At 69.1% G+C, this 12,305-nt stretch carries 11 protein-coding genes; 5 read left to right on the forward strand and 6 right to left on the reverse strand.

The features are described from left to right. The first annotated feature begins 284 nt into the window (after positions 1-284). Complete coding sequence (locus ACFHW1_RS13075; RefSeq protein WP_416552617.1) at positions 285-815, forward strand: DUF5987 family protein; 531 nt, start codon at positions 285-287, stop codon at positions 813-815. Then, entirely contained in the window at positions 812-2,464 is a 1,653-nt protein-coding gene (locus tag ACFHW1_RS13080) for an FAD-dependent oxidoreductase (protein WP_416552619.1), read from the forward strand. The genes ACFHW1_RS13075 and ACFHW1_RS13080 overlap by 4 nt, the downstream gene beginning before the upstream one ends. A gap of 39 nt (positions 2,465-2,503) precedes the next feature. Here ACFHW1_RS13080 and ACFHW1_RS13085 read toward each other — a convergent pair whose 3' ends face one another. Beyond that, a complete protein-coding gene (locus ACFHW1_RS13085) occupies positions 2,504-2,962 on the reverse strand; it encodes a winged helix-turn-helix transcriptional regulator (RefSeq protein WP_416615487.1) in 459 nt (152 codons plus the stop codon). 57 nt (positions 2,963-3,019) lie between these two features. Between ACFHW1_RS13085 and ACFHW1_RS13090 the strand changes: the two genes are divergently transcribed. After that, positions 3,020-4,099 carry a carboxymuconolactone decarboxylase family protein gene (locus ACFHW1_RS13090; protein WP_416552623.1) on the forward strand — a complete coding sequence of 360 codons (1,080 nt, stop codon included), beginning with the start codon at positions 3,020-3,022 and terminating at the stop codon, positions 4,097-4,099. A gap of 37 nt (positions 4,100-4,136) precedes the next feature. On the opposite strand, the gene ACFHW1_RS13095 is transcribed toward ACFHW1_RS13090, so the two are convergent. Together ACFHW1_RS13095 and ACFHW1_RS13100 are read right to left on the reverse strand one after the other, a co-directional pair. Beyond that, positions 4,137-5,165, reverse strand: coding sequence for an NAD-dependent epimerase/dehydratase family protein (locus ACFHW1_RS13095; RefSeq protein WP_416552624.1), 1,029 nt, complete (start codon positions 5,163-5,165; stop codon positions 4,137-4,139). A 31-nt stretch (positions 5,166-5,196) separates the two neighbouring features. After that, positions 5,197-5,850 carry a MerR family transcriptional regulator gene (locus ACFHW1_RS13100; RefSeq protein ID WP_416552626.1) on the reverse strand — a complete coding sequence of 218 codons (654 nt, stop codon included), beginning with the start codon at positions 5,848-5,850 and terminating at the stop codon, positions 5,197-5,199. Positions 5,851-6,651: 801 nt separating this feature from the next. Between ACFHW1_RS13100 and ACFHW1_RS13105 the strand changes: the two genes are divergently transcribed. Next, positions 6,652-7,557 (forward strand): helix-turn-helix domain-containing protein, encoded by a 906-nt coding sequence (locus tag ACFHW1_RS13105; protein ID WP_416552628.1) that lies wholly within the window; start codon positions 6,652-6,654, stop codon positions 7,555-7,557. Here the strand turns inward: ACFHW1_RS13105 and ACFHW1_RS13110 are convergent. Continuing rightward, entirely contained in the window at positions 7,493-8,518 is a 1,026-nt protein-coding gene (locus tag ACFHW1_RS13110; protein WP_416552764.1) for a sigma-70 family RNA polymerase sigma factor, read from the reverse strand. The two genes, ACFHW1_RS13105 and ACFHW1_RS13110, sit on opposite strands and share 65 nt — an antisense overlap. Positions 8,519-8,735: 217 nt before the next feature. Between ACFHW1_RS13110 and ACFHW1_RS13115 the strand changes: the two genes are divergently transcribed. Beyond that, on the forward strand, positions 8,736-10,385 hold the full coding sequence (locus ACFHW1_RS13115; protein ID WP_416552766.1) for an MFS transporter: 1,650 nt from the start codon (positions 8,736-8,738) through the stop codon (positions 10,383-10,385). A 103-nt stretch (positions 10,386-10,488) separates the two neighbouring features. Here ACFHW1_RS13115 and ACFHW1_RS13120 read toward each other — a convergent pair whose 3' ends face one another. Both ACFHW1_RS13120 and ACFHW1_RS13125 read right to left on the reverse strand, forming a co-directional pair. Further along, the gene (locus ACFHW1_RS13120; protein WP_416615489.1) at positions 10,489-12,054 is read right to left on the reverse strand and encodes an amino acid adenylation domain-containing protein; all 1,566 of its coding nucleotides are present in this window, start codon (positions 12,052-12,054) and stop codon (positions 10,489-10,491) included. Beyond that, positions 12,051-12,305: an acyl carrier protein gene (locus ACFHW1_RS13125; protein WP_416552632.1), complete on the reverse strand. Its 255-nt coding sequence runs from the start codon at positions 12,303-12,305 to the stop codon at positions 12,051-12,053. The genes ACFHW1_RS13120 and ACFHW1_RS13125 overlap by 4 nt, the downstream gene beginning before the upstream one ends.

The raw sequence follows: 12,305 nt of genomic DNA on the forward strand, positions 1-12,305 counted from the left end.
ACGTCTTGCAAATTGCGGACCTGTTCGGGAATCGGCCGATCGCCGGTCGGTCCGCTCTTTGGTCTCTACGTACGGGAACAGCAACAGAGTTGAGCAGTTGGGTTGCTTCAAGCAACCATGAAGATGATGGGCGGGGTCGCAGCGTCCAATATGAGTCAAGGGCGGCCTGATAATTGACGGCGAACCTTGTCGGTTAGGTCGAGATGAGGCGTTCTTCTGCCCGGTCATTTAGTAGTAGCAGGAGGCTTTCCGTGATTCCAGCCCCGGCTGACGATGAGATGAGCATGACATTGGAGGCCTACGCCGACACGATTCTTCCGGGCGAGAAACGTTCGGCCGAGGACCACGCGGTCGCGGGCGTCGCGTCGGGCGGCGGTGCGGCATCCGCCGGCGCGCTGGAGGTCCTGCGCAGCCCCGAAGGCGGTATGGAACCCGTGCTGGAGACGCTGGCCGAGCAGCTCAACGAGCACGCTCGTCGGTTCGCCGAGGAACATGGCCACCCGCTCGCCGCGGCCCTGCCGCCGTTCGTGGCCCTGGCCTACCCCGAGCGGGTCGCGCTCATCCAGGAGCTCACCGCGCCCGACCACGTCGAGCGGGAGTTCTGGGTCAGCCTGGCGATGTTCAGCACGATCGCCTTCGACTCTGGCTCACACCTGCACACCACCGACGCCCTCGCCGCAGGTCATCCCGGGCTGACCACACTCGGCTACTTCCCGCCGGACGCCGACGGGCTCTGGCGGTTCCCCGCCTACTCGTACGGGCGGCAGCTGGCCCGCCCGCATCCCGACACGACCCCCTCAGGGAGCCCGGCATGAGCAGCATCGAGAGCACCGACGTCCTGGTGATCGGCAGCGGCTTCGGCGGCGCCATCACCGCGTACCACCTTGCTGCCGGTGGTGCCCGGGTGACCATCCTCGAACGCGGCCCGTGGCTGTCCGGCACGGACTTCGACCAGGACTTCAAGTTCGGATCGTCGACCACCCGGGCGTTCGACTTCGTCATCGGCGACGGTATGAGCGTGCTGGGTGGCAACTGCGTGGGTGGGGGCAGCGTCGTCTACTTCGCCGCCATGCCACGTGCCCCACGGTTCGTCTTCGAACGGCACGGCAGCATCGGCCGGCGGATGTGGCCGGCCGCCGTCTCCCGCGACACGCTCGAACCCTGGTACGACCGGGTCGCCGAGGCCCTGCCGGTCACCCAGCAGGAGTGGCGGAACGTGCCGTACGCGGGCGGCCTGTGGGCCGCCGCCTGTGACCACGCCGGCCGGACCGCCAACCCGGTTCCGGTGGCGATCGACGAGGAGAAGTGCACCAACTGCAACTGGATGATGTCCGGCTGCCGCTTCGACGCCAAACGTTCGCTGCTGCTGAACTACCTGCCGGCCGCGATCAGCCACGGTGCCGAGATCCGCCCGTTGCACGAGGTCCAGCATCTGACCCGCAACGCAGACGGCAGTTACCGGGTGCACTACACCGTGATGGACGAGGTCGACTACCGGATCGAGGTGGCGAGCGGGACGATCGACGCCAAGATCGTCGTCGTGGCGGCCGGGGCCGGCGCGACCCCGGTGATCCTGCAGCGCTCCGCGCCGTACCTCGGGCAGATGCCGGCCGCGGTCGGGCGCTACTTCTCCGGCAACGGGGAGCGGCTGAACACCGCCGTCGTCGAGGACGACCGGGTCCGCGAGGTGCTCGGCCTGCAGCGGACCGACGGCGTCGGGTACCAGGCGTACCAGATCGGCAAGGGGCCGGCGGTGGCCAGCTGGGACCGGTTGGATGCGGCGCTGCCGGAGTACGAGCGGTACTCGCTGGAGCAGCTCTACTTCCCGCCCGGCTTCGGCACCATCCTGGCCCAGGTGCCGGACGCCACCGGCCCCACCTGGTTCGGGGTGGAGAAAAAGGAGCTGATCCGCAAGTGGCAGTCCTGGTTGACCATCTTCATCATGAGCGAGGACGACAACGAGGGGGTCTTCGGCGAGCTGCCGCCGTCGGGCAACGGGGTCCGGCTGTCCCAGCAGATGCTCGCCCATGGCCCGCTGCGCTACCGGCCGACGGCGAACACCCTGCGGGGCTGGGCCGCTGCCGACGCCGACATCCGGGACATTTTGGAGCGCGACGGACTGGCCCGGGTGATGCCGTGGACCAACGACCTGGTCGGCGCGTACACCGTCCACCCGCTGGCGTCCTGCCGCATCGGCGACGACCCGGCGACCTCGGCCCTTGACGACCGTCACGAACTGCGTGGCCACCCGGGGATCTTCGTCACCGACGGATCGGCGGTGCCCGGTGCGCTCACCGTGAACCCGGCGATGACGATCGCCGCGCTCGCCGAGCGGGCCGTGCCGGCGATCGTCGCCGCAGCCGGGGAACGGGGCCTGTCCGTGACGTACGGGGCACCGGCCCCCAACGGGGAGACCGCCGGTCGACGCGGCGTACTGCAGCAGACGGGCACCCGACGGGCCTGAGGTCGGCGTGACCGGTGACCGGCCGGTCACGCCGACCGGTCACCGGTCCGGCGTCGGCCGGCCCGTCGGGCGAGTGTCGATCTGTCGACTGTCCAGCCGTTCGGCGCACCGGCTGCAGCCGACCTGTACCTGGGCCCGGCCGCCGCAGCCGTGGTGCGTCAGCGCCCGGCCCGGCCCGTCGGCACCGAGCTGCTGCGTTCCCCAGTCCATCAACGACATGACCACCGGTGCCAGCGCGCGGCCCCGCTCGGTCAACTGGTACTCGTAGCGCGGTGGCCGTTGCTGATAGGCGACCCGGTCGAGCACGTCCGCCTCGACGAGCGTCTGCAACCGGTTCGACAGCACGTTGCGAGCCACGCCGAGGTTGGCCCGGAAGTCGTCGAACCGCGTCGTGCCGAACAGCGCGTCCCGGACGATCAGGATCGTCCAACGCTCACCAACGACTTCCAGCGCTCTCGCTACCGGACAGGTCTGGCTGTCGTACATGCGGCCGAGCATCTGCCGATCGTACGAGGGCCGCCCCCGGCGGAGTTGGCCGAGACGAGGAGGTAGCACATGCGCGGCTGGCTCATCCGCAGCGGCGTCGAACGGTCGCTGGCCGAGGTGCGGTACGTGTCGCCCGTGGCCCGTACCGCCGCCCAGGGACTGGTCGCCGACACGTACCGCCAGATCGACCGGGAGTTCGGCATCCTGGCGCCACCACTGGTGCTGCACTCGCCGAACCCCACCGTACTGGCGGCGGCGTGGGCGATGCTGCGGGCCACCCTGGTACGGCCCGGTGTGGCACCCCGGGCGGAGAAGGAGTCGGTGGCCGCCGCCGTCTCGCTCGGCAACCAGTGCCCGTACTGCGTCGAGGTGCACAGCTCGGTGCTCGGCGGGCTGGGCGGCGGCCGGGCCGCCATGTTGATCAGCCAGGGCCGGCTCGACGAGCTGCCACCAGGCCGGTTGCGCCGGCTCGCCCGCTGGGCACGGGACACCACCGGACCCGGCGCGGCGTCGGCCCCGCTCCCGGTGCCCGCCGACGCCGCCGCCGAGTACGTCGGGGTGGTGGTGACCTTCCACCTGCTCAACCGGATGGTCAACATCTTCCTACGGGAGTCACCGATGCCCGTCGGCGCGCCGCCGATGGTGCGTCGAGCCATCCGGCGTGGGCTCGGCCGGGTCATGCGCCTTGCCGCGGCGCGCCTGCCCGGCGGTGCTGACGACGCGCTGCTGCCTGCGGCGGCGCCGCAGGCGGATCTTGCCTGGACGGCGGGCCGGGCCGACATCGCGGACGCGCTCGCCCGTGCCGTCGCCGCCATCGAGGACGCCGGCCGCCGCGCGGTGCCGGTCACCGTACGGGACCTGATCGTGGACCGGGTGTCCGGCTGGCACGGCCAGCACCCCGGCCTGAGCCGTCGGTGGATCCAGGACCTCGTCGCGGGGCTGCCGGCCGGCGACCGCCCGGCGGGCCGGCTCGCGGCGCTCGCCGCGTTCGCGTCGTACCAGGTCGACGACGAGGTCGTCGCGGCCTACCGCAGCTCGGGGGCCGACGACGCGGCTATGATCGCGCTCACGTCGTGGGCCAGTCTGCAGGCCGCGCGTCGCGTCGGCGGCTGGGCCGCCACCTCGCTGCCGCCGCCGGCTGCGGTCTGAGCCGGCTGCGGTCTGTGCCGGCACCGGGCGGGCCGGGTCAACCTGCGGCTCGTCCGGCCTGCCGGGCGGTTAGCCGGCCGGTCCGGTGCAGCCAGCGGACCGTCTCGGTCAGGGTACGGGCGAGGGGGATGCCGGGATCGCCGAGCAGGCTCTCGGCGGCAGTGTTGTTGACCTGGACGCCGCTGGCGATCCGACAGGTGTAGATCGCTCCGTACTCCGCCGGGATGTGCACCGGGACCATCCGCTGCGCGGCCGTGGCCAACCGTCCGACCGGCAGCATGCCGGCGGCGGGCAGGGTGACCGACGGTAGGCGTCGGCCGGTGACCGCGCGAAGTGCCGCCCGGTACTCCCGGGTGGACACGTATCGCCCGCAGGCGAGCAACCGCCGGGGCACGCTGTCTGCGGTGAGTACGGCGGCGTGCAGCCGGGCGACGTCCCGGACGTCCCCGATCGGGAACCCGCCGTCGGGCCACATCGGCATCAGGCCGAGCAGCGTGGCACGTAGCCGGCCGACCTGGTCGCCGACGTGTGGATCGTACGGGCCGAGCGTGGCCAGCGGATAGGTGATGATCACGGGAGCGCCGTCCGCCTGGTGGCTGCGGGCGATCGAGTCCGCCTCGGCCTTGCTCCGCAGGTATGTCTCCCGTGGGTGGCCAACCGGGGCGTCCGCGGAGATGGTCGCCGAGTCGGCGGGCAACAGCGCCCCGAACGTCGACACGTGGACGATCGGTTCCAGACCGGCCCTGCGGGCCTCGCCGAGGACGACGGCGGTGCCGGTCACATTGGCGGCCCGCATCGTCGCGTGACGTCGGCTGTCGAAGCTGTAGGAGCCGGCCGCGTGCAGCAATGCGTCGGCGCCGGTGACCGCTCGGCGTACGGCGCCGGGATCCGAGATGTCCCCGGTTACGTGTTCCACGTCCGCCGGGTCGACGCCGAGTGGCTGCAGCGCCGTCGCCAGTCGGGCCGGGTCGCGGACCAGCAGGCGTACCTGGTGACCGGCCCTTCGGACCGCCGCGACCGAGTGGGCGCCGAGATACCCGGTGCCGCCGGTGATCACCACCAACATGGCTGCTCCTCGCTCGCGTGCGGTCGGAGATTCAGGGACATTCGTCCGTTTTGCTGGATTCGTTAAGTCGATTGGCGATGATGTGCTCATGTGCCATACCGCGAAGAGTGCACCAGGCGACCTCGAAGAGTACGGTCCGGGCGACCAGCATCACGGCGGCCTGCTCGTCGTCGGCGTCGACCGGGATGGTGTCGAGTTCCCGACTGGCGATCTGCGCGGCGGCCTGTTGGTACGGGGTGAACACGTCGACGTCGTCCTCCCAGCCGAGCAGGCGTAGCGCGGTCAGCACCTGAGTCAGGGTGGACCGACCTGGTGCGCCCGGCTCGACGCTCCAGTCCAGGCCGTCGACAAAGGCGTCGACTTGCTTGCGCACTGTCGTTCCTATCGCACCGGCCTTCTCCTCCTGGTCCAGTGGAACGAGCGCGTTGTTGATGACACGACACAGTCCATCGAGTTTGGTGCCCCGGTCATCGACGGCAGCGGTGATCTGCCGGACTGCGGAGAGGGGAAGTCGGCCCACAACCGTCAGCGTAGAAATGAGGTACAGCCGGCTGAGGTGTTCGTTGCCATAGTCTGCCTGGTTGCGGGCCGTACGTTTGCCTGGCGGCAGCAGACCCTCCCGTAGGTAGAACTTGATGGTGGCGACCGGGAGCCCACTTTGCTGGCTCAGTTCTGAGATGCGCATCGAGCTCCGTGGCGTAGAGGGGCAGTGATATTGGCCAGTCTTCCATACGTCCGGACCGAGGGCCTACTTGTTGCATGCCTGGATTGGTCCAGAAAGGCGCTGCGCTAATCCGACTTAATATCTATATCCGTTAGCAGTGTCTGGCGGCTTATGTCAGATATGGTGGCTATGGTGCCGAGAAGGTCTTCTTCGGGATTGCCTTAAGCGCAACTTGCAGTTACTAAATGTGACCTAAGGTTGATTTGAAGGTCGCTGCGGAGTGTGAAGACGGGGAGTGATCGATGCTGCTTCCGGGTGATGGTGGACCCTGTCACGCTCGATCACTCCTTCCGTTCACTGGTCCTCGTTTGGAGATATTTGTGCCTGTCATGCTCTTTGGGTGGCGACCGAAGTCGTTCATTGCGTCAACATGAAGACGTTTTGTCCGATCGGTCTGGTGTGAAACACTGGTTGCGAACCGTGCAATACAATTGTTTGCTCCGTCAACCATTTTATGGGTAGTGGGGATATCCACCAGCTAGATCTGGCCTGTTGTGAATGCGTCTGGTGACGTCGGCCTTTAAGTGCCTCGGTTACTCATCGTGATCAATCGATCGAGTAATCGTTGCTTCGTTGCTGTTGATGGGCTAGTATCGATCTTGGCTGCGCCGGCCGGCAGCCGAAATCGGACCAGTTACCCCTGTTTCTTCGGTGATGTTTCTGAACTTCTCGTGGAAGGATGAGTCAGGAGCTATCTTTCCTGCGTCCTTCTTGGTCGTCATTCGGGATATTTTGTCGTCGCGAGGCAGATGGGGAGTCGCGGTGGGAGAAGCAATCGAGAAGGCGGCAGAGCGGGTAATCGAGTACATGCAAGAGAACCTTGGTGAGCAACTGACGGTCGATGACATGGCGCGAGCTGCGCTGTTCAGCAAGTTCCACTTCTCCAGAGCATTTCAACGGGTGACAGGTGTCTCACCCGGGAGATTTCTGTCCGCGCTTCGCCTGCAACGCGCCAAGCATCTGCTCCTATCGACCTCCCTCAGGGTCGCCGACATCAGCATTCAGGTCGGCTATGCCAGCGTCGGGACTTTCAGCTCCAGGTTCTCGCGTAGCGTCGGGCTGTCTCCGACCGCCTATCGCCGTCTCGGTGGCTTCACCAACGATGTGCCCACCGCCGATCGGTACATCCTGGCCTGCCGTTCCACCGGTTCGGTGTACGGCGAGATCCGCACCGAGGAGCACGGTCGACAGGGCAAGGTCTTCGTCGGACTGTTTCCGGACCGGATACCGCAGGGGCGGCCAGCGCAGTGCGCGGTGCTCGACCGGCCCGGCCCCTACCGGCTCGAGCCGGTGCCCACCGGGGTCTGGTATCTCTTCGCGTACTGGGTGGCCGACGACGATACCGGCGGCGACGGCCCCACCTGGGTCGGCAGCGGCGGGCCGGTCGCGGTGTACCCGGACGCGCCGGTTCCCGTCGACGCGACGCTCGCCCCGATGGCCAGTCTCGACCCACCGGTCCTGCTCGCGCTGCTCGACGTCAGGCAGGCTGCGCAGACCGCCGTGGGGTCTGCGCCGGGTTTCAGTCGGTGCCGGCCAGGCGAACTGACCGTCCCGCCAGCCGGAGCCGGGTCGCCCGCCTCGGCCGTAGCCGAGGTGGGCGACCTCAGGCGGGTAACCGTTGGGGCAGGTGGAACGCGGCGAACATCGGCGGGTCTGCGAAGGCGGTGACATGCGTGATGCTCGCCTGCGCCAGTGTCAGGACCTGGAGATTCACCAGCCGGTAGCCACCGTGTGCCGGGTCGGGCAGGTAGGTGCCGAAGGCACGCTGTCCGTTGGCCGAGGCGGGCACCAGCCGTACCGGACCCGGCCCGGACAGGCAACGTGCCGCCAGATGCTGGACGATCTGGTCGCCGCCCCGGTACCAGCCGACGTACGGCGGCATCTCCCAGACCGCGTCGGCGGTGAACAACTCGACCAGGGCCGAGATGTCCTTGGACTCGAACGCGCGGACGTAGCGCTCGACCAGCTGGCGCTGTTCGGGTGCGCTCGGCTCGACGGTGGTGTCCGGCGAGGGCGCCAGCTGGTTGATGCTGGTCCGGGCACGCTGGAGCATGCTGTTGACGGCGGTGGTGGTGATGCCCAGCGATTCGGCGACCTCCGCCGCCCGCCACTGCAGGACGTCCCGCAGGATGAGAACCGCGCGTTGCCGCGGCGGCAGGTGCTGCAAGGCCGCGACGAAGGCGAGCCGGACGCTCTCCCGGCTCGTCACGATCGTCGCCGGATCGTTCCAGTCGGCCTGAAGCAGATGGTCCGGGACCGGTTCCAACCAGCTGAGGCCGGGGCGGCGGTCCAGGGAGTCGGCCGGGTCCGCCGCCGGCGAGCCCAGCCCGACCGGCAACGGTCGCCGTTCCCGGCTCTCCAACGCGGTCAGGCAGGCGGTGGTGGCGATGCGGTAGAGCCAGGTGCGCAGCGACGCGCGACCCTCGAAGCCGGTCCAGCTCCGCCAGGCGCGCAGGTAGGTCTCCTGGACGAGATCCTCGGCGTCCTGCACAGAGCCGAGCATCCGGTAGCAGTGGACGAACAACTCACGGCGGAACGGAGCGGACAGGGATGGAAAGTCCGCCGGGACGGCGACCTTCGTCCCGGGGGTCTGGGTCACCGGGGCCTCGGTGACGAGGGCCTTCGTCATCGTCATGGCCATCCCTTCCCTGCTGACCACGTCGAGTGTAGGCGACCAAGGTCCACCAGCGGTCCCGATGGCGCGCCCAACCGCACGATCCCGACAGCCCTTTCGCGGATTCACCCAGGATGACCGGCCGTTCACCGATGAGTTTGCCCCGGCCGGCTGGTCTGTACGGGTGACCAGATTCGACGTGGAGACCAAGATCGACGTGGAAGGATCTGCCATGCAGGACACCGCTACCAGCGGCCCTGGCCAGCGGGCGACCGGACGGGAGTGGCTCGGGCTCGCCGTACTCGCGTTGCCGACGCTGCTGCTCTCACTGGACCAGAGCGTGCTGTACCTGGCCTTGCCGCACCTGAGCGCCGACCTCGGCGCGGACAGCACGCAGGCGCTGTGGATTCTCGACATCTACGGGTTCATGCTCGCGGGCTTCCTAATCACCATGGGTACGCTGGGGGACCGCATCGGGCGGCGCCGGCTCCTGATGATCGGCGCGGCGGCCTTCGGGGTCGCGACCGTCGTCGCGGCATACTCACAGACGGCGGAGATGTTGATCGCCACCCGGACCCTGATGGGGATCGCCGGCGCCACCCTCATGCCGTCCACTCTCGCGTTGATCAGCAACGTGTTTCACGACGCCAGGCAGCGTGGTGTCGCCATCGCCGTCTGGTTCAGCTGCCTGATGGTCGGCGGTGCGCTCGGCCCGGTGGTCGGCGGCGCGCTGCTGGAGGCCTTCTGGTGGGGCTCGGTGTTCCTGATGGGAGCCCCGGTGATGGTGTTGCTGCTCGTCCTCGGGCCGATCCTGCTGCCGGAGTACCGTGACCCGGACGCCGGCCGGCTCGACCTGCCGAGCGTACTGCTGTCGTTGGCCGCCATCCTGCCGGTGATCTACGGCGTCAAGGAGTTCGCGCAGCACGGTGCCGGCCTGGCGGCAGTCCTCGCCGTCGTGATCGGTATCGTCTTCGGAACGATCTTCGTCCTCCGCCAGGGTCGGGTCGCCAATCCGCTCGTCGACCTGCGACTGTTCCGCAGCCGCAGCTTCAGCGCGGCGCTGACCATTCTGATGTTCGGCTCGGTGACCACCGGTGGCATCTACCTCCTGGTCAGCCTCTACCTGCAGACGGTCGAGGGCCTCTCGCCGTTGCGTGCCGGCCTGTGGCTGGTGCCGTCCACGCTGGCGATCATCGTCGGCTCGATGATGGCACCGGCCCTGGCGCAGAAGGTCCGCCCGGCCTACCCGATCGCGGCCGGGCTGGTCGTGACGTCGATCGGTTACCTCTTGCTCACCCAGGTTGGCGCGAGCGGCGGCCTGCCGCTACTGGTCGCCGGCTTCGTCCTGGCTTTCTTCGGTGCGGGCCCGATGGGCGCGCTCGGCACCGACCTGGTCGTCGGATCCGCGCCGCCGGAACGGGCCGGGTCGGCGGCGTCGTTGTCCGAGACCGCCAACCATCTGGGCATCGCGATCGGTATCGCGGTGATGGGCAGCATCGGTGCTGCCGTCTACCGCGACCGGATCAGCGACACCGTGCCCGCTGGCGTACCCGACGCTGCGGCGGACACCGCCCGGGAGAGCGTCACCGGTGCCACCAGTGTGGCGAGCGAACTGCCGACCGGTGTGGCCGACCAGCTGCTCACCGCGGCCCACACCGCCTTCACCGCCGGCCTCAACGCCGCAGCGGTCGTCGGCTCCGCGCTGTTCCTGCTACTGGCGGTCGTCGCCCTGGTGGCCCTGCGCCACGCGAAGGCCGGTGGCGACGCCGCGGCACACGGCGCTGCGCCGCCGGGCGGGCCGTCCGGGCCCGGGTCCGACGGCGGTGACCCGGTCGCCGTCTCCGTTCCCGCCACCGACGGCAGCCCTGCCGGGCGCGGCTGACCGGCGCGGGCCCGGACGAGGGCGGGTGGCGGCACGACCGTGCCGCCACCCGACCCTCGTCCGGGCCCGGTGGTCGGGTCGTCGGGGTCGAGGCCGACTCCGGTCAGGCCTCGGTCAGGTGGAGCGCTTCCTGCGCCAACCGCTTGCGGTCGACCTTGCCGTTGAGATTCAGCGGCAGCGTGCTCATCCAGCTCAGCCACCGGGGGATCATGTAGGGGGGCAGATGGGATTCCAGGTGCGTCTGGAGCGCGTCCCGGCAGGGGCGCTCACTGACGTAGAACCCGGCGAGTTCGACGGTGCCGTCATCCGCCGTGCAGGCGACCACGACGGCGTCGTTGACGCTCGCGCAGCGCCGCATCACCGCCTCGATCTCGCCGGGCTCGATCCGGTAGCCGTTGACCTTGACCTGGTTGTCGAGCCGGCCCAGGTAGGCGTACCGACCGTGCTCGAGCCGGACCCGGTCACCGGTGCGGTACCAGTGCGCCGGCGTGAGGTTTGCGCTGGTGTCCGGCCGGAACGCCTGACCGTCCCAGACGACGAAGCGGCCGTCGTTGTCTGCCGGGTCGAGGTAACCGTCGAAACGTTGTGGGCCACGGACCAGCAGTTCGCCCTCGGCGTCGGGCCGGCCCAGGTCGTTTATGACCGCGCACTCCACGGTGGGGTACGACGGACCGAGCGGGACGGCGCCGAACGCCACGACCGGCCAGTCCGCCGGGTCGTCCGGCAACCGGTAGGTGAGGCAGGTGACGGTGGTCTCCGTGGGGCCGTAGACGTTGGCGATGGCGCTGTTCGGCGCCGCCTCCCGCCAGGCCTGCGCGTTGTCGACGGTGAGCGGCTCCCCACCGAACAGACTCCAGCGCAGCGAGGGCATGCGGCCCGGGACGAGGTCGCCGAGCCAGCGGGCCATGTTGATTGAGGCCGGTGTGGAGAACCAGTGGGTGATTCCGTCCTCGTTGATGTGCCGGGCCGGTGCCAGCAGGTCGGTCCGTGCCGGCACCACGACGGCGCCGCCGGAGCCCCAGGCGACGAAGACGTTGAAGACCGACAGGTCCCAGGACAGGTCCGACGTCTGCGAGATCCGGCAGTCCGGGCCGGCGTCGAAGTATTCGACTACGTAGGACAGCCAGGGGGCGACGTTGCGATGCCGGACAGGGACGCCCTTGGGGGTGCCGGTCGACCCCGAGGTGAACACGACGTAGGCGAGATCGTCGAGGCCGGGACCGGCCGTGGCGAGCTCGTCCGCGGTACGGATCGGCAGGTCCCGGGGATCGTCGTCGACCTGCCAGCTGCGGATCCGGCTGTGGCCCGCCAGCTGGCGGGCCTGGTCGTGGTCGCTGGGCGTGTGCAGCAGCAGGTCGACGCTGGCCATCGTGATGATGCGTTCGTGCCGGGCGGCCGGGGCCTCCGGGTTCAGCGGCACCACCGGTACGCCGAGTCGCATCGCGGCCAGGTATCCGATGTACGTCCCCGCCGTACGGGAGCCCAGCAGGCCGATCGCCCGGGGCGGCGCTGCGGCGTCGTGTCGGACGAGCCGCTCCGCCAGCGCGGCGACGGCGGTCGCGAGCTGGCCGTACGTCAGATCCACACCGTCCGCCCGCAGCGCCAGGTTCGTCGGATGACGACGCGCCGACGCGGCGAACCACTCGTACATGGTCTGGCCTGATGTCACGTCTCGGACTCCTTTGCCGTCGTGTCCGTCGCGACGAACAGTTGGTAGATGCCGGCGACCGTCTGTTCCTCGAACAGCCGTCCTACCGGTATCCGCCGCCCGGTCTCCTTCTCCAGGGCGGCGTAGAGGCGCACCCGCTGCACGCTCCGCCACCTGATCGGCTGGTCGAACGCCTGCTCAAGGTCGGGATCGGTCAGCGGCAGCTTGAGCTCGTCACGCACGATGGTGATGAACCGGTCACGGGTCAGCAC

This window comes from Micromonospora sp. LOL_014 (assembly GCF_048060245.1).
Lineage (GTDB): Bacteria > Actinomycetota > Actinomycetes > Mycobacteriales > Micromonosporaceae > Micromonospora_E.

Excerpts from the sequence above, each read along its gene's own strand:
- ACFHW1_RS13115 (WP_416552766.1), top strand. The coding sequence starts at position 8,736 with ATGCAGGACACCGCTACCAGCGGCCCTGGCCAGCGGGCGACCGGACGG.
- ACFHW1_RS13075 (WP_416552617.1), top strand. The coding sequence starts at position 285 with ATGACATTGGAGGCCTACGCCGACACGATTCTTCCGGGCGAGAAACGT.
- ACFHW1_RS13100 (WP_416552626.1), bottom strand. The coding sequence starts at position 5,850 with ATGCGCATCTCAGAACTGAGCCAGCAAAGTGGGCTCCCGGTCGCCACC.
- ACFHW1_RS13095 (WP_416552624.1), bottom strand. The coding sequence starts at position 5,165 with ATGTTGGTGGTGATCACCGGCGGCACCGGGTATCTCGGCGCCCACTCG.
- ACFHW1_RS13090 (WP_416552623.1), top strand. The coding sequence starts at position 3,020 with ATGCGCGGCTGGCTCATCCGCAGCGGCGTCGAACGGTCGCTGGCCGAG.
- ACFHW1_RS13085 (WP_416615487.1), bottom strand. The coding sequence starts at position 2,962 with ATGCTCGGCCGCATGTACGACAGCCAGACCTGTCCGGTAGCGAGAGCG.
- ACFHW1_RS13080 (WP_416552619.1), top strand. The coding sequence starts at position 812 with ATGAGCAGCATCGAGAGCACCGACGTCCTGGTGATCGGCAGCGGCTTC.
- ACFHW1_RS13110 (WP_416552764.1), bottom strand. The coding sequence starts at position 8,518 with ATGACGAAGGCCCTCGTCACCGAGGCCCCGGTGACCCAGACCCCCGGG.